17 protein-coding genes and 1 tRNA gene are annotated in these 20102 nt (G+C 61.5%); all 18 read left to right on the top strand.

The window, feature by feature from the left end; all coding sequences use genetic code 11:
* The first annotated feature begins 4 nt into the window (after positions 1-4).
* The 18 genes from pheT to ACUIAI_RS04635 all read left to right on the top strand — a co-directional run bounded on the left by pheT (position 5) and on the right by ACUIAI_RS04635 (position 19901).
* Positions 5-2611, top strand: coding sequence for a phenylalanine--tRNA ligase subunit beta (pheT, locus tag ACUIAI_RS04720; protein WP_445341690.1), 2607 nt, complete (start codon positions 5-7; stop codon positions 2609-2611).
* A gap of 27 nt (positions 2612-2638) precedes the next feature.
* Positions 2639-3247 (top strand): DUF4190 domain-containing protein, encoded by a 609-nt coding sequence (locus ACUIAI_RS04715; protein ID WP_198208359.1) that lies wholly within the window; start codon positions 2639-2641, stop codon positions 3245-3247.
* 120 nt (positions 3248-3367) lie between these two features.
* Complete coding sequence (locus tag ACUIAI_RS04710; protein ID WP_198230062.1) at positions 3368-3958, top strand: DJ-1/PfpI family protein; 591 nt, start codon at positions 3368-3370, stop codon at positions 3956-3958.
* Between the two features lie 108 nt (positions 3959-4066).
* Positions 4067-5161 (top strand): N-acetyl-gamma-glutamyl-phosphate reductase, encoded by a 1095-nt coding sequence (gene argC / locus ACUIAI_RS04705; RefSeq protein WP_445342818.1) that lies wholly within the window; start codon positions 4067-4069, stop codon positions 5159-5161.
* On the top strand, positions 5158-6327 hold the full coding sequence (gene argJ, locus ACUIAI_RS04700; RefSeq protein WP_198190943.1) for a bifunctional glutamate N-acetyltransferase/amino-acid acetyltransferase ArgJ: 1170 nt from the start codon (positions 5158-5160) through the stop codon (positions 6325-6327). The genes argC and argJ overlap by 4 nt, the downstream gene beginning before the upstream one ends.
* A gap of 71 nt (positions 6328-6398) precedes the next feature.
* Positions 6399-7346 carry an acetylglutamate kinase gene (argB, locus tag ACUIAI_RS04695; protein ID WP_445341689.1) on the top strand — a complete coding sequence of 316 codons (948 nt, stop codon included), beginning with the start codon at positions 6399-6401 and terminating at the stop codon, positions 7344-7346.
* 28 nt (positions 7347-7374) lie between these two features.
* Positions 7375-8646 carry an acetylornithine transaminase gene (locus ACUIAI_RS04690; protein ID WP_445342817.1) on the top strand — a complete coding sequence of 424 codons (1272 nt, stop codon included), beginning with the start codon at positions 7375-7377 and terminating at the stop codon, positions 8644-8646.
* Positions 8647-8693: 47 nt separating this feature from the next.
* Positions 8694-9668 carry an ornithine carbamoyltransferase gene (argF, locus tag ACUIAI_RS04685; protein ID WP_445341688.1) on the top strand — a complete coding sequence of 325 codons (975 nt, stop codon included), beginning with the start codon at positions 8694-8696 and terminating at the stop codon, positions 9666-9668.
* On the top strand, positions 9668-10204 hold the full coding sequence (locus tag ACUIAI_RS04680) for an arginine repressor (protein WP_254477328.1): 537 nt from the start codon (positions 9668-9670) through the stop codon (positions 10202-10204). The genes argF and ACUIAI_RS04680 overlap by 1 nt, the downstream gene beginning before the upstream one ends.
* A gap of 59 nt (positions 10205-10263) precedes the next feature.
* A complete protein-coding gene (locus tag ACUIAI_RS04675) occupies positions 10264-11499 on the top strand; it encodes an argininosuccinate synthase (RefSeq protein ID WP_445341687.1) in 1236 nt (411 codons plus the stop codon).
* 17 nt (positions 11500-11516) lie between these two features.
* A complete protein-coding gene (gene argH, locus ACUIAI_RS04670; RefSeq protein ID WP_445342816.1) occupies positions 11517-12962 on the top strand; it encodes an argininosuccinate lyase in 1446 nt (481 codons plus the stop codon).
* A gap of 93 nt (positions 12963-13055) precedes the next feature.
* Positions 13056-13787 carry an SGNH/GDSL hydrolase family protein gene (locus tag ACUIAI_RS04665; protein ID WP_445341686.1) on the top strand — a complete coding sequence of 244 codons (732 nt, stop codon included), beginning with the start codon at positions 13056-13058 and terminating at the stop codon, positions 13785-13787.
* A gap of 226 nt (positions 13788-14013) precedes the next feature.
* On the top strand, positions 14014-15345 hold the full coding sequence (tyrS, locus tag ACUIAI_RS04660) for a tyrosine--tRNA ligase (protein WP_445341685.1): 1332 nt from the start codon (positions 14014-14016) through the stop codon (positions 15343-15345).
* A 23-nt stretch (positions 15346-15368) separates the two neighbouring features.
* Positions 15369-17528 carry a helicase gene (locus ACUIAI_RS04655; protein ID WP_445341684.1) on the top strand — a complete coding sequence of 720 codons (2160 nt, stop codon included), beginning with the start codon at positions 15369-15371 and terminating at the stop codon, positions 17526-17528.
* Positions 17525-18589, top strand: a complete 1065-nt coding sequence (locus tag ACUIAI_RS04650; RefSeq protein WP_445341683.1) for an HAD-IIA family hydrolase — start codon at positions 17525-17527, stop codon at positions 18587-18589. The genes ACUIAI_RS04655 and ACUIAI_RS04650 overlap by 4 nt, the downstream gene beginning before the upstream one ends.
* Positions 18590-18594: 5 nt before the next feature.
* A complete protein-coding gene (locus ACUIAI_RS04645; RefSeq protein WP_445341682.1) occupies positions 18595-18915 on the top strand; it encodes a hypothetical protein in 321 nt (106 codons plus the stop codon).
* A gap of 47 nt (positions 18916-18962) precedes the next feature.
* Positions 18963-19721, top strand: a complete 759-nt coding sequence (locus tag ACUIAI_RS04640; RefSeq protein ID WP_445342815.1) for a TlyA family RNA methyltransferase — start codon at positions 18963-18965, stop codon at positions 19719-19721.
* Between the two features lie 106 nt (positions 19722-19827).
* A tRNA-Arg gene (locus tag ACUIAI_RS04635) sits at positions 19828-19901 on the top strand.
* The last annotated feature ends 201 nt before the right edge of the window (positions 19902-20102 follow it).

Here is a 20102-nt window from a genome sequence, read left to right as displayed (position 1 = left end):
TCAGATGCCAATGGTAGATATCGACTGGCTCAAGGAGCATGTGCAGGTCCCTGAGGATCTGACCTATGAACAGCTGGCCAAGGACTTGGTTCGGGTCGGTCTGGAGGAAGAGGACATTCATGAGTCCACGGTGACCGGTCCTATCGTGGTCGGCTATGTGGTGGATGCTGAGCCTGAACCTCAGAAGAACGGCAAGACGATCAACTGGTGCCATGTGGATGTGGGCGAGCAGTACAACGCGGTGGATGACCAGGGCCACAAGGTGCCCCGGGGCATCGTCTGCGGGGCACCCAACATGGCTGCGGGCGAGAAGGTGGTGGTGACCCTGCCGGGGGCCGTCCTGCCTGGGGACTTCCGTATCGAACCGCGCAAGACCTACGGCCACATCTCGGACGGCATGTGCGCCTCCGAGCGTGAGCTGGGGCTGGGTTCGGACCATCAGGGCATCATCCTGCTGCGCAATTACGGGTTCACCCCCGAGCAGTACGAGCAGCTCAAGCCAGGTGACGATGCCATAGCTCTGCTCCATATGAACAGGCCTGTCCTTGAGATCAACATCACACCCGACCGCGGCTATGCCTTCTCCTACCGGGGGGTTGCCAGGGAATACCACCACTCCACGGGTGCTGAGTACACGGATCCGGTGATTGAGCTGAACAAGACAGTGCCGGCCTCTGCAGCTCAGGAGGATCAGGCTCCGCTGGCCGTGCGCATTCAGGACGAGAACCCTATTCACGGTCAGCCAGGCTGTGATCGGTACTACCTGCGTGCCTTGACCGGCTGCGACCCCAAGGCGGCCACTCCCAGCTGGATGCGTCGGCGGTTGGTACGTGCCGGCATGCGCTCCATCAGTCTGCCGGTGGACATCACCAACTATGTCATGCTGGATCTGGGCCAGCCCCTGCACGCCTATGATCTGGACAAGCTCAGTGGGCCCATCGTAGTCCGTAGGGCCAGGCAGGGTGAGCACCTGACCACTCTGGATGGCAAGGATCGCGAGCTCAGCACCGAGGATCTGCTCATTACCGACTCGCCCGAGGGGCAAGAGGGATCCCGTATCTTGGGTCTGGCCGGAGTCATGGGCGGTCTGTATGGAGAGGTGACCGATCAGACGCGGAATATTCTGATTGAGTCCGCCCACTTCGACCAGGTGACAATCGCCAGGACCGCACGTCGCCACAAGCTGCCCTCCGAGGCTTCCAAGCGCTTTGAGCGCGGGGTCGATCCGCAGATGCAGCCGGCTGCCGCGGCTATGGCCGCTGACCTGCTGCATCGCCTTGCCGGTGGCCAGGACCTGGATGCTCCGCTGGATATGAACCAGACCAAGCCCATGTCAGTCATCGACTTTGCTGTCAGCGAGGTGGCCAGGCTGACTGGACTGGATGTGGAACCCCAGCGCATTGTGGCCATTCTGCGCGACATAGGCTGCACGGTCCAAGGCGATCCTCAGGACCGGCTGTCCGTGACTCCGCCAACCTGGAGGCCCGACCTGGGCGAGGGCTGCGACCTGGTCGAAGAGGTGGCCCGCCTGGTGGGCTACGACCGTATCCCCGTCACCGTGCCATCACCCAAGGTTTCCGGAGCAATTGGTCTGACCGATCGCCAGCAGCGTCGCCGTTGGGTGGCTGACACCCTGGCCGAGTATGGGCTGACCGAGGTTCTGGACTATCCATTTGTTGGTGACAATGATTTCAAGGCCTTCGGCATGGATCCTGATGAGGTCCATATCAACAGCGTGGAGCTGGCCAACCCCATGGCCGCTGATAGGCCCTATCTGAGGCAGAGCCTGCTGCTGCCGCTGGCCAACACCGTGGAGCGCAACCTGCGACGTGGCAACACTGATGTGCGTCTCTTCGAGATCGGTTATGTCTTCCGTCGCGATCCCAAGGCTCCTGCGGTGCCTACACTTCCGGGCGGCGTGCGGCCCAGCGACGAAGATTTGGCCCGCCTGGACCAGGGTCTGCCAGAGCAACGGCTGCATGTGGCGGCCTTGCTGACAGGCCGGGCCCAGGAAGACGGCTGGCTTAAGGACAGCAGGGATGTGGACTGGACCGATGCAGTCGAATCGGCTCGCCGGGTTTTGGACAGGCTGGGTGCCGATTATCGGCTGGAGCAACCCTCAGCCGAGCAGGTGCCTGACCAGTGGCATCCGGGCCGCACCGCCAGGCTGGTCCTGGATGACGGCACGCTCGTCGGCATGGTGGGCGAGCTGCATCCTCGGGTTGATCAGGCTCTGGGTTTCCCTGCCCATTCTGCCGCTTTCGAGCTGAGCCTGGACATGGTGCTGGACCACCTGGACTACACACCCCTGCAGGCCAAGCCGGTCTCTACCTTCCCGCCGGTCCGTCAGGATCTGGCCTTCACTGTGCCGGACACGGTCTCGGCAGCTGATCTGACTTCCGCCATCAGAGAAGCGGCTGGGTCTAGTCTTGAATCCATCGAGCTGTTCGACGTTTTCACTGGCGATCAGATCGGTGAGCATGCAAAATCACTGGCCTTCGCAGTCACCTTCCGCGCCCCGGACCGCACCTTGACGTCCGAGGACAGCGAATCCCTGCGTCAGGCCATCGTTGACAAGACTGCGGGTCTGGGTGCCGTACTGCGCGCTTGACCGGGCATCACAAGGGGGCCGAGGGGCATGACGGATTCTCAAGAACAGGGCACAGCCGGTGGACCTGACCGCCAGGATCATGATGGAGGCGACCAGCCCTTGTACGGCGCACGCGCCGATCGTTATCCAGGGTGGAATCCGTACATATACGGTCGCCCAGACCCCGAACCTAAGGCCAAGGAATCCGATTCGTCACAAGGCAACCCCGCCAACCGGCCTATGCCCATGGCGGGGCAGCCGGCCCCAGGACGCGGCGGAAATCCCGGGAATCCTCAGGCCAGTCCAGGCGCTCCGGTCTGGCCTCCACAGGGCCTACCCGATCTGAACGACCCCTCCCAAAATCCGGTCTACGGTCACTGGGATCCCTGCGCCATCATCGCCTTCCTTATGGCCCTCTTCTTGCCCATGCCTGTGATTCCCGCTCTGCTGGGTGGCGTTTCCATGTATCGGACCCGCCGACTGCATATGAAGGGCTATGGATTGGCTATGGCTGCCCTGATCATCAACCTGCTTTTCACGCTTGCCTGGATCTGGCTGCTGGTCAACGGCATCTCCCTGAATGATTTCTACCAGCAGATGATGCCATCGCCCTCGACGGGCGGCGGCGGATCCGGCTCAGGTGGCGTCAGTGCCTGAAAACTCAAGGCGCTGGCTCCTTCTGGATGCGATTATGCATTTGCATTAGCCGGAATTCATGTTTGTGCATATGCTGTCAGCCTTGAGATATAGAGATCTACGAGGGGGATGTTCAATCAGATGGGTTTGGATATTAATATCGTCGTATTCGACGGGTTTGAACCCTTGGATGTTTTTGGCCCCTTTGAGGTTTTCATCAATACTGATGGCGCCCGAGTGCGGCTTTTCTCTCTTGACGGGCCCGGCATGAAAGTCGGTGAGGGCGGTGTCAGGGTCGAAACTGTAGGGCCAGAAGATATCAATTCCCAAGGGGTTCTGCTGATACCCGGCGGGTCCGGTACTCGAACTCTGGTTGGGGACGACCAATGGACAGGGCAGCTGGCAAGCTTGGCCGCCAGGTCGCCGCAGGTAATGACGGTCTGCACAGGCTCGGCTCTCTTGGCTGCCGCTGGTGTGCTCGACGGTCGGCGTGCGACCTCAAATGACTTGGCCTTTGACTGGGTCGTCAGCACAGGGAAGCGTGTGGACTGGATCAAGGATGCGCGCTGGGTGGTCGATGGCAAGTTTCGTACATCTTCGGGTATCTCGGCCGGCATCGATATGGCCTTGGCCTTTGTAGAGGAGGCGTGCGGGTCCGAGGCTGCGGAAAAGGCCAGCAGGCAAATGGAATATATCCGCAACAGAGACTCCGGTTATGACCCCTTCGCATAGTTGAAAGTGTTGCACAGCTAGAGCAGATATATAGCGACACGCCGAATTGCATAAATATGCGTTTTACTGCATGAGTATGTATGATGGTGCCCGATGAAGGGAGCACTCATGCGGCAATACACGGTGGCTGTAGCGGGAGCTTCGGGGTATGCCGGCTCGGAGATGATCCGTCTATTGGCGGCCCATCCAGCCTTTCAGGTATGCACGGTCACCGGTCATGGCTCCGCTGGCCGGTTGCTGGGGGAGTTCTCGCCCAACCTTCCGGAGTCGATAGCCTCGCTGCAGATTCAGGATACCGATCCAAAGATCTTGGCCGGCCACGATCTGGTGGTTCTGGCACTGCCTCACGGGGCTTCGGGTCCCTTGGCAGAGCAGCTGGATCCGCAATCGCTGATGGTCGACCTGGGTGCTGATCACCGGCTGGAGGATCCTGGCGACTGGCAAGACTACTACGGCGGGCCTTTCTCAAGCCCGTGGACCTACGGGATGCCTGAGCTGCTCAATCCGGGTGGCGGTCGCCAGCGTCAGCTGCTTGGACAGACTCGGCGGATCGCTGGTCCTGGCTGCAATGTCACGGCGGTCACTCTGGCCTTCCAACCTGCTTTAGCCGCCGGACTGGTGCAGACCGATGATCTGGTTGCTGACCTGGCGGTCGGTTACTCGGGCGCCGGACGCTCAGGCGGCAGAATGGATCTGCTGGCAGCCCAGGCCATCAATTCAGCCCATCCCTACTCGGTCGGAGGCACCCACCGGCATATCCCTGAGATTCTGCAAAATCTGCGTAAGGCCGCAGCTGCGAACCCGAGCATAGGGGGTCTTGGGAAACAACCCATCCGCATGGGGCTGACCCCTATACTGGTCCCCATGTCAAGGGGGATTCTGGCTGTGGTCTCAGCCAAGCTGAGTACGCGTGGACGGAGCATGGAGGTGTCTGATATTCGCAGAATCTGGGAAGAGGTCTATGCCGAGGAGCAGTTTGTCGATCTGCTCCCCGAGGGCAGGCTTCCCTCCACGGCCGATGTCTACGGCTCCAACCGGGCCCAGGTCCAGGTAGCTGTGGACCAGCGCGCTGACCGCCTCTACGCTTTTGCAGCCATCGACAACCTGACCCGGGGCACCGCAGGCCAGGCTCTCCAGGCCGTAAATCTGGCCTTGGGCCTACCTGAGGAGACCGGACTGACAACTATAGGAGTGGCACCATGAGCATCACCTACCCTGCAGGCTTCCGGACCGGCACCGCCATCGCCCACCGTCCGGGAGGCTCACAGCGCCGCAATCTGGCCCTGGTCGTCAACAGCGGACCCATGGACACGGCTGTGGGGGTCTTCACACCTAATCGTTTCCGGGCCGCTCCGGTTATCTGGACCAGCAAGATCCTTGAAGAAGGCCGTGCCGGAGCCGTGGTCATCAACTCTGGTAATGCCAACGCCTGTACTGGTCCTGAGGGCCTGGACCAGGCCAGAGCCATGGCCGAGCGGACAGGAGAGAAACTAGGCCTGCCGAGCAATCGGGTCGCTGTCTGCTCCACCGGGATTATCGGTCATCTGCTTCATCTGGATTCCATATTGACTGGCATCGACCAAGCTGCCCAGGGGATGTCGTCCAGTCAGGAGGCTGGTGAAGAGGCCGCCAAGGCCATATTGACTACCGACACCTGCACCAAGACAGTGGCCGTGGACGGGTCTGGCTGGCGGCTGGGAGGCATGGTCAAGGGTTCCGGGATGATTGCCCCGCAGCTGGCCACCATGATCTGTGTAATCACCACTGATGCCATTTTGGAGCCGGAACAGGCACGTCAAGCCCTATCCGAGGCTTGCCGGCTCAGCTTCAACCGAATCGACGTGGACGGGTGTATGTCTACCAACGACACCGTCCTGCTGATGGCCTCCGGGGCCTCTGGTGTACGGCCTGACTCCGAGCAGTTCCAGGAAAAGCTCGGTCAGGCATGCACGGATCTAGCTCATCGGATCGTGGCTGACGGCGAGGGCAGCAGGCATCGGATCCGCATCCGTGTGGACGGTGCCGAGAGCGAGAATGCAGCCCTTGCCTGCGCCCGCGCGGTCTCCGGCTCCACGCTGCTCAAATGCGCTGTGGCCGGGGAAGACCCTAACTGGGGTCGAGTGGTATCTTCCCTGGGCACTGTGCCTGTTTCTACGGCGGCCTATGATCCGGCCCATGTTGATGTCAGCTTCAACGGCATCAAGGTCTGCCAAGGAGGTCGTCCCGGCCAGGACCCAGAGCTGGTCGACCTGCACGTTCCCGAGGTCCATATAGACATCGACCTTGGCCAGGGCGACAACCAAGCCACGGTATGGACCGATGATCTGACCCACGAATACGTGACCATCAATGCCGACTACCACACCTGATAGGAAGTCTGATCGGACGCAGTGCCAAGAGCCGCAGCAATCGGAAGATGGTCATAAGGAAGGGGAAGAGGATGGCGGATGACGAGCAGGATGCCGAAGCTGAAAAGGCCTTGGACGACGCCCGCAAGGCCCAGGTGCTCATTGAGGCCCTGCCCTGGCTGGAGGAGTTCGCCGGCCAGCGAATCGTAGTCAAATACGGCGGCCATGCCATGGTGGACGACCATCTGCGCCAGTGCTTCGCCCAGGATATGGTCTTCCTGAGGCAGGTGGGCATGCATCCGGTGGTGGTGCACGGTGGCGGTCCGCAGATATCCCACATGCTTCAGGCCCTGGGGATTCCATCAGTCTTTCGTGGCGGCCTGCGGGTAACCACTCCGGAGACCATGAAGGTGGTTCGCATGGTGCTGACCGGACAGGTAGGCAGGGATCTGGTCGGTGCCATCAATGCTCATGGTCCCATGGCTGTCGGCCTGTCAGGGGAGGATGCCGGCCTGTTCAGTGCGGCCCGCCGTACTGGCATAGTGGACGGCCAACCGGTTGATTTAGGCCTGGTAGGCGAGGTCGTGGGCGTGGATGCCTCGGCCGTCGAAGACCTGATCGATGCCGGGCGGATCCCTGTCGTCTCCTCCGTGGCTCCTGACGAGCAGGATCCCACCCAGGTGCTCAACGTGAATGCCGACGCGGCCGCATCTGCTCTGGCAGTAGCTCTGGGGGCTCGGAAACTGGTCATTCTCACCGACGTGGAGGGATTGTACGCCAACTGGCCCCAGGCCGATTCACTGGTCTCCAGCATCGGCGTGGACCGACTTGAGGATATGTTGGAGGACATGCATGAGGGGATGCGCCCCAAGATGGAAGCCTGCCTGCAGGCCGTGCGCTCCGGGGTGGGCGAGGCGCACGTCATCGACGGACGGCGACCGCATTCCATGCTCAACGAGATATTCACCCGCAACGGCATCGGCACGGTGGTCGTGCCGGGCCGGGACATGATCATGAGGAGGATCCATGACGAAGGCTGATGCGCCCACTGCCGAAACTGCTGAGCCTATGAGGACTCCCGAAGGGCCGCAGAGCAGTCAATGGGCAGACCGCTATGACCGCGTTCACATGAAGGTCTTCGGACGCCCGGGCAGAGTCATGGACCATGGCCGAGGCGCCTGGATCTGGGACCTGGACGGCAACCGCTATCTGGACATGATGGCCGGAATCGCGGTCAATGCTCTGGGTTACGCCCATCCTGCCTGGAACAAGGCACTGGCTGAGCAGGCAGGAAAGATGGCCCACATCAGCAACTTCTTCGCCTCCCAGCCTCAGATCGAGCTGGCCGAACGATTGCTGGACCTGGCACAGGCTCCGGAGGGGTCCCGCGTCTTCTTCGCCAACTCGGGAACCGAGGCCAATGAGGCGGCCATCAAGCTTGCCCGGCTGCATGGCGCTCGCATGGGCGGTCACCCTGGCCGGATCCTGGCTCTGACCCATAGTTTCCACGGCCGCAGCATGGGCTCCTTGAGCCTGACATGGAAGCCGGCCATCCGTGAGCCCTTCCAACCCCTGGTCCCGGGTATGGGCTTCCTGCCGGCAGAAGACGGCGATGCTATAGAGAAGGCCTTTGCACAGGGGGAGACCTCAGGAGAGCCGGTGGCTGCCGTCATTCTGGAGCTCATCCAGGGAGAGGCCGGGGTGCTACCGCTGAATCCTGACTATGTTCGTGAGGTGCGCGAGCTCTGTAGCCGGTATGGGGCCCTGATGATTTTGGACGAAGTGCAGACCGGCATGGGCAGGACCGGTCACTGGTTCGCATTCCAGGACCAGAGCCTGTCCGGCGGAGCCTGCCCAGACGTGCTCACCTTCGCCAAGGGGGTCGCAGGCGGCTTCCCCATGGGCGGGATGATCACCTTCGGTCCTGGGCCATCGGGCCTGCTGACCCCTGGCATGCACGGGTCCACCTTCGGTGGCAATCCTCTGGGATCGGCCCTGGCACTGACAACCTTGGAGACCATCCAGCGGGAGGGTCTGCTGGAACGGGCGCGGCAGATGGGGGAGAGGCTGCGTGCTGGCCTTACTGATTGCGGCAATCCCCTTTATAACCAGGTCAGAGGCAGGGGGCTGCTGGATGCGGTCCAGCTGAGTGCTCCCTGTGCCGGGGATCTGGCCTCCTGGGCTTTGGACCATGGGCTGATCGTCAATGCAGTGGCCCCTGATGCCCTGCGGCTGGCTCCGCCCCTGATCATCGAAGCCGACCAGATCGACCTGGCCGTGGATATCCTGTCTAAGGCTCCGGTCAGTCTCGGGAAGGGCTTGGGGCAGGATGATCAGTGAGATCAGCCATCAATGACGTGCGTAATCATAGCGATAGGGAGGCAGAGATGAGCAACGGTTTGCGGCACATGCTGCGTGACAACGACCTCAACCACGAGGAGCAACTGGAGGTACTTCGACTAGGCATGGCCTTCAGGACCAATCCCTATTTGTCCCAGCCTTACCATGGGCCTCAGGCCGTGGCGATCATCTTCGATAAGCCCAGCACGCGAACCAGAACCAGCTTTTGCGTAGGCGTGGCCCAGCTGGGCGGCTATCCTATGGTCATCGACAGCTCTGGCTCGCAGCTTGGCCGTGGCGAGCCTGTGGCGGACACCGCCAACGTGTTGACACGGATGACGTCCACCATAGTCTGGCGCACCTTTGGCCAGGATCGGGTGGAGACCATGGCTGCCCATGCCACCGTGCCCGTCATCAACGCGCTGACCGATTCCTTCCATCCCTGCCAGGTTCTGGCCGACTTCCTGACCCTGGCACAGCACCGGGGCGGGGTCGATGCCCTGGCTGGCATGACCATTGCCTACCTGGGCGACGCTGCCAACAACATGGCCAACTCCTATCTGCTGGGCGGGGCGGTAGCCGGTATGAACGTGCGGATTGCCGGACCCCATGGTTTCCTGCCCGATCCGGGTCTGGTGGATCAGGCGCGGACCCTGGCTGCTGAAAACGGCGGATCCATTCTGGTCACTACGGATCCGGTGCAGGCCGTGGAGGATGCCGACTGTGTCTTCACGGACACCTGGGTCTCCATGGGCGAGGAGGATCAGTATGAAATTCGCTCCCACCCATTCATGCCCTATCAGGTCAACGCCGCACTTATGACCCATGCCCGCCCGGATGCCCTCTTCCAGCACTGCCTGCCTGCATACAGGGGTCGAGAGGTGACGGCTGAGGTCATTGACGGCCCCCAGTCCGTGGTCTGGGATGAGGCCGAAAACCGACTGCACGCCCAGAAGGCACTGATGACCTGGCTGGTAGCCCGCTCCAGGGGCGATGAGTCACTCCTGCAAGGGGTGTGCTGATGCGTCCGACGACCAAGGTGGCCCGGCTGGATGCCATCCGTCAGGCCCTGAACCGACATCGTGTCAATTCCCAGCAGCAGCTGTCAGCCTTGCTGGCGGAGCAGGGCATCGAGGTGACCCAGGCCACCCTGAGCCGGGACTTGGACGACCTGCACGCCACCAAGTTGCGGTATGCAGACGGCAGCATGGCCTACTGGATTCCCGCCACCACCGATCAGCAGGCCATGGAGGCCGCTGCCGCCGAGGGGCCTGAGGTCGAAGGGGAGAACAAGACTGATGCCTACCTGGCCAAGATTCTGACCGGGCTGATCACCTCGGTGGCACGGGCCCGCAACCTGCTGGTGGTCAGAACCCCGGCCGGTGCCGCCCAATATGCGGCTTCCGCCCTGGACCGCCAGCCCATCAATGGAATCCTGGGCACAATAGCTGGGGACGACACGATTCTGATCATCGCTGCAGACGATGAATCGGCTTCATCACGGGCCGACTGGCTGATGACCATTGTCTCCGGCCAGGAGGATGCCCGGGGCCGATGATCGCTGGAAGCACGGACTGAATATCTAAAAGTGTGAAATTAGAAGGAAAGAGGATCGCCATGACCGAAAACAATCGCATCGTGCTGGCCTACTCGGGCGGCCTGGACACTTCGGTGTCCATTCCCTACCTCAAGGAGCGCACCGGCAAGGATGTGGTGGCCGTCTCCCTGGATGTGGGGCAGGGCGGGGAGCGTCTGCAGACCATCCGCCAGCGTGCCTTGGACTGCGGGGCTGTCGAGTCCGTCGTGGTGGATGCCCGGGACGAGTTCGCCAGGGATTACTGCATGCTGGCGCTCAAGGCCAATGCCATGTACGAGGGCGTCTACCCGCTGGTATCAGCCATCTCAAGGCCGCTGATCACCAAGCATCTGGTTCAGGCGGCCCACCGGTACGGTGCCGACACCATAGCCCACGGTTGCACCGGCAAGGGCAACGACCAGGTCCGTTTCGAGGTCTCCATCATGTCCATCGACCCCACGCTGAAGGCCATCAGCCCCATCCGTGATCTGGGATTGATGCGGGATGTGGAGATCGCCTACGCCAAGGAGCACCATCTGCCCATCGAGCAGACCGAGGAGAGCCCCTATTCCATCGACCAGAACGTCTGGGGACGGGCCATCGAGACCGGCTACCTGGAGGATCCCTGGAATGGGCCCACCAAGGATGTCTACTCCTACACCGACGATCCAGCCTTCCCGCCGGTCGAGGATGAGGTGACCATCGACTTCGAGCAGGGTATCCCAGTGCGCATCGACGGCAGGGCCGTCACCCCTCTGGAGGCCATCGAAGAGATGAACCGGCGCGCCGGAGCCCAAGGGATCGGACGCGTGGATCTGATCGAGGACAGGTTGGTGGGCATCAAGTCCCGCGAGCTCTATGAGGCTCCTGGCGCCGTGGCCCTGATCACCGCCCACCAGGAGCTTGAGAACTGCTGCTTGGAGCGCGAACAGCACCGGATCAAGCGCGACATCGACAAGCGCTGGGGAGAGCTGGTCTACGATGCCCAGTGGTATTCGCCGGCCGTCCGCTCGCTGAACGCCTTCATCGAAGAGACCCAGCGCTATGTCTCCGGCCGCATCCGCATGGTCATGCACGGGGGACGGGCCGTGGTCACGGGTCGGCACTCCGACAGCTCCCTTTACGACTACAGCCTGGCCACTTACGAGTCCGGTGACAGCTTCGACCAGAATGCCTCCAACGGGTTCATCGCCATCTATGGCCTGGCCGACAAGGTGGCCGCCGCCCGTGATATGCGCTTCGGCAGCGGCATTGCACAGGACGGACAAGAGCAGTGAGCACCGGCGACAAGCCTATGGCTCTCTGGGGCGGGCGCTTCAGCGGTGGTCCCTCGCCGGCGCTGGTCGAGCTGAGCCGGTCCACCCAGTTTGATTGGCGACTGGCCGATGACGACCTGGCCGGTTCCCGGGCCCATGCTCGGGCTCTCAACCGTGCTGGGTTGCTGGATGATGACGAACTGGCACGCATGGAGAAGGCACTGGATGAACTCCAGGACCAGGTGGATTCCGGCGCCTTTGCCCCTGAACCTGGTGATGAGGATGAGGCCACTGCTCTGGAGCGTGGTCTGATCGACATAGCGGGGGATCAGCTGGGAGGCAAGCTGCGGGCCGGGCGTTCGCGCAACGATCAGATCGCCACCCTGATTCGGATCTGGCTGCGCCGTCACGCCCGGGTGCTGGCCAAGGACCTGCTGCGTACAGCACAGGCTCTGATGGATCAGGCCCGTGCGGCGGGAACTACGGTCATGCCTGGCCGCACACACATGCAGCACGCTCAGCCTGTCCTGCTGTCCCACCAGCTCATGGCCCATGTCTGGCCTCTCATCCGTGACCTGGAACGCCTGAGGGACTGGGACCAGCGTGCCGATGCCAGTCCATATGGATCCGGCGCGCTCGCCGGCACCACCCTGGGTCTGGACCCACTACCAGTGGCACGGGATTTGGGCTTTAGCCGGGTCTGTGCCAACTCCATCGATGGGACTGCAGCAAGGGATGTGGTGGCCGAGTTCGCCTTTGTCGCTGCCATGATCGGCGTGGATCTGTCCAGGCTGGCCGAGGAGATCATCATCTGGAACACCCAGGAGTTCGCCTTTGTCCGCCTGGACGACAGCTACTCGACCGGGTCCTCCATCATGCCTCAAAAGAAGAATCCGGACGTGGCTGAGCTGGCTCGTGGCAAGGCCGGTCGGCTGGTCGGGGATCTGGCTGGCCTGCTGACCACTCTCAAGGGGCTGCCGACAGCTTATGCGCGCGACCTGCAGGAGGACAAGGAGGCGGTCTTCGACCAGGTGGACACCCTGGAAGTCCTGCTGCCCGCCTTTGCCGGCATGGTCGCCACTTTGACCTTCAACAAGGATCGCCTGGAGGAGCAAGCCCCCACAGGATTTGCTCTGGCCACCGACTTGGCCGAGTGGCTGGTCAGACAGGGGGTGCCCTTCCGGCATGCCCACGAACTCTCCGGGGCCTGCGTCAAGCTGGCCGAGGGTCGTGGTTGCGAGCTGGCTGACTTGGATGATGACGATTTCGTCAGGGTCTTCGCTGACTGGGTACCTGCCGATCAAGCCCCGAAGGTCCGTTCAGTCCTGACCGCCGGGGGAGCCGTGCGTGCTCGCCAGGGCCAGGGGGGCACTGCGCCGGAGAGGGTAAAGGAGCAGATGGACCAGGCTGCACATGCGTTGGAGGAGCTGAAGACCTTCGCTGACTCGCAGTCTGATGGGCCTGCCTACCGTCCGCCCAGGTGAGCTTTCTGGTTTCCGCCAGGCCGGTGTCCGCGTTAAAATTCCGAACGGCAATTCCCCAAGAGGGACGGCAAACGGCGAAAGGCGGCGGCGGACATGAATCCGGTGGCACTGGTCCAGGCTTGGTGGGCCAAGGAGCACATCACTCTGGCAAAAGAGCCGCCTGGCTCACGCTGCGGGCTGTGTTCGCCTCCGGACCAAGGCCGTGACCTGGAGCCGCTGACCATGCTGGTGGTGGGCGACTCCATGGCGGTCGGCTGCGGGGTAGAGGACCAGAGTCAGGGCTTCGTCCCTGACATAGCCGCATGCCTTGCCACTCGGCTGGGGCGTCCGGTCTCCTGGTCGACCCAGGGTCGGCTGGGGGCCACCATCCGCAGGGTCCGCTACCGGTTCCTGCCCGCCTTGCAGGACCATCCTGATCTGCTGGTCCTGTGTGCAGGTTCCAACGACATCATGGCCAACCGCACCGATGAGCAGTGGCGGGATGACCTGGCAGCCAGCATCGAGCTGGCCAAAGACAAGGGCCGCCAGGTGCTGGTCCTCAGCTCCGGTCAGCTCTATCGGGATCCAGCTCTGGGCCGGGCGCTCAGGGCCGAGGTGGAGCGTCGGATAGCCCGTCAGACACAGACCAGCCGTCAGGTCTGTCAAGAGGCCTCGGTACCTTTCGTGGATGCCACCCGCGACGACGTTGGCACCGACCGACCCGACTTCTGGGGCATCGATCACTTCCATCCGGGGGTTGAGGGGTACCGGCGCATGGCTGCCTGTGTGGTCGACCATATTCCCCAAGACTTAATTGATCAGTTGTCTGTGAATGCGCATTCCTGACCTGAATGCAGCGATTACGCTGAGACGTTCCCGCTGGTCGTTCTGCCTTAGCGAGACGGTTAGCGGTCAATAGTCAATCAACAGCGACTGATTAGCAATGAATAATCAGTCCGGCTTGATGCGGCCTTGTCTGCGGTGGTCCGGGGCTCTGCCGTGTCGGTATCTGTTGCAAGAATAGTAGGGTTTAGCATACATTCATTAAATATTCGATAGGGAGTAGCCTCTCATGTCGCAGGTCACCGATTTCAGGCAGGCGGGTTTCGACTCGCTTTTCGACGAACTCAAGTGGCGCGGTCTCATTGCCCAGTGCACGGACGAGTCCGAGCTCAGGAAGGTGCTGGCCGACCCCTCGGTGACCTATTATTGCGGATTTGACCCCACGGCCCCCTCACTGCACGTGGGCAATCTGGTCCAGCTGCTCAACATGCGTCACCTGCAGGCGGCCGGTCTGCATCCCATCGCCGTTGTGGGCGGGGCCACCGGGCTGATTGGCGACCCTCGGCAGTCGGGGGAGCGTACCCTGAATCCCAAGCAGACCGTGGCCGAGTGGACCGAGCGGCTGCGTGGCCAAATCGGACGCTTCCTGGACACCGAGGGGGACAACCCCGTCCGGTTCGTCAATAATTATGAGTGGACCGGCTCCATGAGTACCATCGACTTCCTGCGCGACGTGGGCAAGAACTTCCGCATGGGTACCATGCTGGCCAAGGACACGGTGGCCCGCCGTCTGGACTCCGACGAGGGCATCTCCTTTACCGAGTTCAGCTATCAGGTGCTCCAGGGCAATGACTTCCTGGAGCTCTTCGACCGCTACGGATGCAGTCTGCAGCTGGGCGGCAGCGACCAGTGGGGGAACCTGACCAGCGGCCTGGACCTGATTCGCAAGGTGCGCAATGCCTCTGTCAACGTCATGACCAGCCCGTTGATCACCGACTCCCAGGGCAAAAAGTTCGGTAAGTCCGAAGGCAACGCGGTCTGGCTGGATCCCACCATGTTCAGCCCCTATCGCTTCTACCAGTTCTGGTTCAACCAGCCTGACGACCAGGTGGTCAAGCTGCTGAAGACCTTCACCTTCCTGCCCAAGGCCGAGATCGAGCGTTTGGAGGAGAGGACCGCCCAGGATCCAGGCGCTCGCGAGGCCCAGAAGGTTCTGGCCTGGCAAGTGACCTCATATGTGCACGGCGAACATGCCGCACAAGGGGCGATTGATGCCTCTGGTGCCCTCTTCGGTCGCGGCAAGACCCTGGAGGAGCTGGACGAGGATGTGCTGGATTCCGCACTCGACGGCCTCAAGGTCGATGATGGTCAAGGTGGGCGAGCTCTGCCCGCGGCCAGCGAGGGTCAGCGTCTGGTTGAGGCCGGGGTTGCGGCCGGGCTCTTCCGCTCGGTCTCCGAGGCACGCAAGACTGTGGCATCGGGTGGTTTCTACCTGAATAACCAGCGGATCGAGGATCCGGATCAGGTATTGGGGAACAAAGACTTTCTGCATGGGCGCTTCGCCCTGGTTCGCAGAGGAAAGAAGGCCCTGGGCGCGCTTGAGCGTCGGGCCGGCAAGTAGGAACGTAGGAATTAAGGACACTAATGGCAGAAGAACACAATCATTCCCGGGGCGATCGCGGACGGGGCCGGGGCGGTTCGCGTCCGGGCGGATTCCGGTCGGGTGGCCGTCGCTCTTCGGGCTTCCACAAGGGCGGTTCGCACTCGGGCGGATACCACTCCGGAGGCTATCGTTCGGGGGGTCACCGTTCCGGTAACTTCCACAACCATGACGGCGAGGGCGGCGAAGAGCGCCGTTCCGAGAATAGGAATGGCCAGCGGCCCTTCCGCGGGCGCGGGCACGACCGGTTCGAGCGCGACAATCGCGGATACAGACATGACCGTCAGGATGGTCACGGCGGCTTCCGCAGGGATTCCGACCGGGATCGGCATTTTGACAGGCGTGACGACCGCCACGGCCGTCGGCAGGATGGCGACCGTCCACGTCGCGACTTTCATGCCAACGGGAATGGCGGATATGGGCATCGTGATCGTGACAACAACCGCGGTCGGTCGGGGTATGGCGATCGACGTTCCGGGCGCAGCTACCAGCGGCATGACCGTGACCGTGATCGTGGCCAGGGCTTCCACGGGGACCGCCGCCGGGATGACGACCGGAGGTTTGATCGTCGGCAGGATGAGCGGTCCGGTGGGGGTCGCCCCTGGAACAACCGCTCACGTGATGACCGTCCACGTCAGGACCGTTCACGTGGGGATCGTCCCTACGGCAACCACTCCTATGGCGATCGTTCCCGTGATGACCATCGTCAAGGCGGCTATCGGGGCGACCGTTCCCGTGACGGCAGGTATCAGAGCCAGCATGGCCGTGATGACCGTCGTCGTGATGATCATCGCCATGACGACCGCCGAGGGGCCTATCAGCGTGACCGCCAGAATGGCTATGACCGTGGTCGCCGCAACTCTGACGGGACCATCTCCTACCCCTCGCAGAACCCCTATACGGATCGTCGGCCTGGCGAGCCTAAGATGCCCAAGGGCCTGGAATGGTCCATGCTCTCCAAGGATGATCGCCTGCGCCTGCGCGGACTGAGCAAGGAGCACGCAGAGAACATCGGCCTGCACATCCTGGCCGCCTACGCGCTGGAGGAGACTGATCCCCAGGGGGCCCTGGCTCATGCCAAGTGGGCTGCCCGACAGGCATCCAGGATTGATCTTGCCCGTGAGACCCTGGCCCTGGTCGCCTACCGTCAAGGCGACTACAAGCTGGCCTTGAAGGAATTCCGTACTGCACACCGTATGAACGGCTATTCTGATTACCTGCCTTTCATCGCAGACTGCGAACGTGGTCTTGGCAATCCCCGCAAGGCCATTGAGGAGGCTACCTCCGAGGAGGGCAGCCAGCTGCAGGGCGAGTCCAAGGCGGAGATGTTCCTGGTTTATGCCGGAGCGCTGGGCGATTTGGGCTTATGGGACAAGGCTATCGAGACCGTTCAGGCCCTGGTCAAGGCCCGCGGGCTCAGCGGTGACTACCGGATGCGTGCCGTGCAGGCCGAGCAGAACTTCCTTGAACAGGCTGGTCGCAGCCAGGAGGCTCTGGAGTTGGAACCCCTGCTGAATCGACTGGAAGCGGAGTATGCCGACGAGGATGAGGGCGAGGATGGCCAGAAGGACGGACAGTCCGAGGAGATCCTGATTGACTACGACCTGGAGCACCTGGATCCGGCCATGATGGAGGAGCTCTCCATTGACCCGGATGGTGGTGAGGATGACTCGGATGAGGCTGAAGCCACTGATGCATCCGATCAGGGTGCCAATGGCAGTAAGGTTGAGGAATCTCCTGAATCTGTAGCTTCGAACAATTCGGCTGACTCAACTGACACAGGTGACTCAACTGATTCGACTGAATCTTTTGATTCAGCTGATACATTCGATACATCTGATTCAACTGGTCCGTCTGACTCAGCTGGTTCATCCGAAATGCCGGAATCGTCAGATGCTGTGAAGGAATCAGGCGGAGAGCCAACCCACCTTGATGCAGAAACTTCGGACGATGGTTCTCAAAGCGGTCAAGCTGGTGACGGAACTGACGTGGCTGTTGCCGATGATTCGGCTATCGACGACAGTGACGCGACTGCACAAGCTGCAGGATCCGAGGCAGACACTATCGATCAGGAAAATGAACAGACAAAAGATAAGCAGGTCAAGGGGTCCGATGCTTCTACTCTAGGCAAGGCTGAATCATGACCGCCTTCCTCAAAGGAACTGATGACGCTCCGGCAAAGATTTACCGTCTGGCTCTACTGGACCTGGATGGAGTGGTCTACCGGGGCGCTGATCCTGTAGAGCATGCGGCCGAGGGCATCGACCGCGCTCAGACGCTCGGCATGCGCATGGCTTACACCACCAACAATGCATCCCGGTTCCCTCATGTGGTGGCCGATCAGCTGCGTGGGTTCGGTCTCACCCTGGACGATGGCCAGGTCATCACTTCGGCCGTCGTAGCCGCACGAATGCTGCGCCGACACTTGAAAAAGGGTGCCAGGGTGCTCGTCATTGGTTCCGATCATCTGCGTGACCAGATTCGCATCAACGGGATGGTTCCGGTAGACAAGGCAGCAGATCAGCCAGAGGCCGTCATCCAGGCTTGGTATCCCGAATTGAGTTGGCAGGATCTGGCCCAGGCCGCCTTTGCCATTGAACACGGTGCACGTTACTTCACTACCAACAAGGATCAGACTCTGCCCCGGGAAGGTGGCATGGCGCCCGGCAATGGAGCCATGCTCCAACCGGTGATTCTGGCTACTGGTGAGCAGCCGGAGGACTCGGCCGGCAAGCCGGAATCGGCCATGTACGATGAGGCTCGGCAGCTGTTGGCCGACAGACAGGAGAAGATCTTGGACATTGACCGATGCCTGCCTGTGGGCGATCGTCTGGACACCGACATCGAGGCAGCCAACCGGGGCGGGTACGACTCAATGCTCGTCCTGACGGGTGTGGCCCGAACACCCGCCATTCTGACTGCACCTGCCAAGTTGCGGCCTACCTATCTGGCTGAAGACCTGCGCGGCCTGACTGCACCACAACCCCAGCCCAGTAAGGAGGCCGACCAGACCTGGCACTGCGGCGGCCAAACCGCAAAGGTGAATGATGATGGGCATGTGACTCTGCATGCTCTTGATGGTGGCGGCGACCCCCTGTCCGATCTGGATGCTGTGCGGGCCTGCGCCTGTGCGCTCTGGGAGTACCAGGATCGTGGCGGAGACATGGACGCGCTGGATCTGCCCGCCTTCGTCGTAGGGGCATAGAGGCCATGACGGAAGAGGTCGACTCCGGACAGCCGGGAGCGAGTGGACCATCCCAGGAGTCCAATCACTACGGGCCACCTGAGCAGTCCGGCCAGACCGGGCAGCCTCTAGAGTCTGAGCGTTCTGGACGGTCCTCTCAGGCAGATGACGAGGATACGACTGCCTCAGTACCCGAAGAGCCCATGGATAAGCAGGCTATGGCACCTCTTTTGGAACGTTTCCCTGATTTGGCTCAATTGGATGATCTGGACGATGCCCAACAGGTCGAGCTGCTCGGCAAGGTGCTGGCCGGGCTCCAGCAGGACCTGAACCGGGAGGGCAAGTGAACGTTGAGGACACGGTCGTCAGCGCTGGGGACGGTCGTCGAAGGACTGTGGCTCACACCCGCGACCGGCTTGACCGTATCCTGTCTGCACAGGGGCTGACGGATTCACGTGCCAGAGCCCAGGTGTTGATTCGGCAGGGCCGGGTTACGGTCAACGATCATCTGGCATCAAAGCCTGCTCAGAGCGTCCAGCCAGGCGATGTGATTCTTCTGGATCCGGGCGATGACTATGCCTCCCGGGGAGCGCTGAAACTGGAGGGCGCCCTGACGACTTTTGCGGCGCAGGGGATGCCCGGTCCGCAGGACAGGCTCTGTCTCGATATCGGGGCTTCCACGGGCGGTTTCACTGACGTTCTGCTCAGGCACGGGGCAAGGCGAGTTATCGCCCTTGATGTGGGCCACGGACAGCTGCTGAAAAGGATTGCTGCTGATCCTAAAGTGATTGACATGAGTGGTGTCAACATACGCGAAGTCCAGCCGGGGGACCTGCCTTATCGCCCGGAGTATGTGGTCTCGGATGTGTCCTTCATCTCACTGACCTATGTCATTCCTGTCCTGCCTGCCTTGCTGGCGCATGCTGCCAACTGTCTGTTGCTGGTTAAGCCCCAGTTCGAGGTCGGACGTAGCCTTCTGGGCCATCATGGCATTGTGACGGACGAAGACCGCAGGCAAGAGGCTCTGGAACGTGTCTTGGCCTGTGCACGTGAGCATGGATTCGTTATTCGTGCTACCATGCCATCGCCCATAACAGGAGCCCATGGCAACGTGGAATATTTGCTCTGGCTGTCTTGGTCAAAGTCGGCCTAAAACCTGTGGTTTCTCGCTTTCTGTGCGACACACCAGACTGGACAGAATCCACAATTGCGGTAATATAAATGAGTTGTCAAAAACGAGTTCCTCGTCAAGATGACATGCGCCAGTAGCCCAACGGATTAGAGCAGCTGACTACGGATCAGCAGGTTGCAGGTTCGAATCCTGTCTGGCGCACCGAGAGCCTCTGGAAGCATTAGCTTCCAGGGGTTATTTAATATCCGGGTCATTCCCCTTCAGACACGATTAGACACGATGGGTGAAAGTGCTTTAGTTCAGTGGCCTGTCTCGCTGTTGTTCCAGGATCTGGGCTATAGGAACTAAACGCGTTGTTTATGTTGGGGGTTTGGCCTTGTGGCTGTAAGCGTGTTGGGTGGT

The organism is Bifidobacterium sp. ESL0827, assembly GCF_052606685.1.
Note: the sequence above shows the minus strand (reverse complement) of the source record. Positions and strands in the feature narration are given on the sequence as shown.

Excerpts from the sequence above, each read along its gene's own strand:
- ACUIAI_RS04650 (WP_445341683.1), top strand. The coding sequence starts at position 17,525 with ATGACCGCCTTCCTCAAAGGAACTGATGACGCTCCGGCAAAGATTTAC.
- tyrS (WP_445341685.1), top strand. The coding sequence starts at position 14,014 with ATGTCGCAGGTCACCGATTTCAGGCAGGCGGGTTTCGACTCGCTTTTC.
- ACUIAI_RS04680 (WP_254477328.1), top strand. The coding sequence starts at position 9,668 with ATGCGTCCGACGACCAAGGTGGCCCGGCTGGATGCCATCCGTCAGGCC.
- ACUIAI_RS04715 (WP_198208359.1), top strand. The coding sequence starts at position 2,639 with ATGACGGATTCTCAAGAACAGGGCACAGCCGGTGGACCTGACCGCCAG.
- pheT (WP_445341690.1), top strand. The coding sequence starts at position 5 with ATGCCAATGGTAGATATCGACTGGCTCAAGGAGCATGTGCAGGTCCCT.
- ACUIAI_RS04690 (WP_445342817.1), top strand. The coding sequence starts at position 7,375 with ATGAGGACTCCCGAAGGGCCGCAGAGCAGTCAATGGGCAGACCGCTAT.
- argJ (WP_198190943.1), top strand. The coding sequence starts at position 5,158 with ATGAGCATCACCTACCCTGCAGGCTTCCGGACCGGCACCGCCATCGCC.
- ACUIAI_RS04665 (WP_445341686.1), top strand. The coding sequence starts at position 13,056 with ATGAATCCGGTGGCACTGGTCCAGGCTTGGTGGGCCAAGGAGCACATC.
- ACUIAI_RS04645 (WP_445341682.1), top strand. The coding sequence starts at position 18,595 with ATGACGGAAGAGGTCGACTCCGGACAGCCGGGAGCGAGTGGACCATCC.
- argC (WP_445342818.1), top strand. The coding sequence starts at position 4,067 with ATGCGGCAATACACGGTGGCTGTAGCGGGAGCTTCGGGGTATGCCGGC.
- argB (WP_445341689.1), top strand. The coding sequence starts at position 6,399 with ATGGCGGATGACGAGCAGGATGCCGAAGCTGAAAAGGCCTTGGACGAC.
- ACUIAI_RS04710 (WP_198230062.1), top strand. The coding sequence starts at position 3,368 with ATGGGTTTGGATATTAATATCGTCGTATTCGACGGGTTTGAACCCTTG.
- argH (WP_445342816.1), top strand. The coding sequence starts at position 11,517 with ATGGCTCTCTGGGGCGGGCGCTTCAGCGGTGGTCCCTCGCCGGCGCTG.
- ACUIAI_RS04655 (WP_445341684.1), top strand. The coding sequence starts at position 15,369 with ATGGCAGAAGAACACAATCATTCCCGGGGCGATCGCGGACGGGGCCGG.
- argF (WP_445341688.1), top strand. The coding sequence starts at position 8,694 with ATGAGCAACGGTTTGCGGCACATGCTGCGTGACAACGACCTCAACCAC.
- ACUIAI_RS04675 (WP_445341687.1), top strand. The coding sequence starts at position 10,264 with ATGACCGAAAACAATCGCATCGTGCTGGCCTACTCGGGCGGCCTGGAC.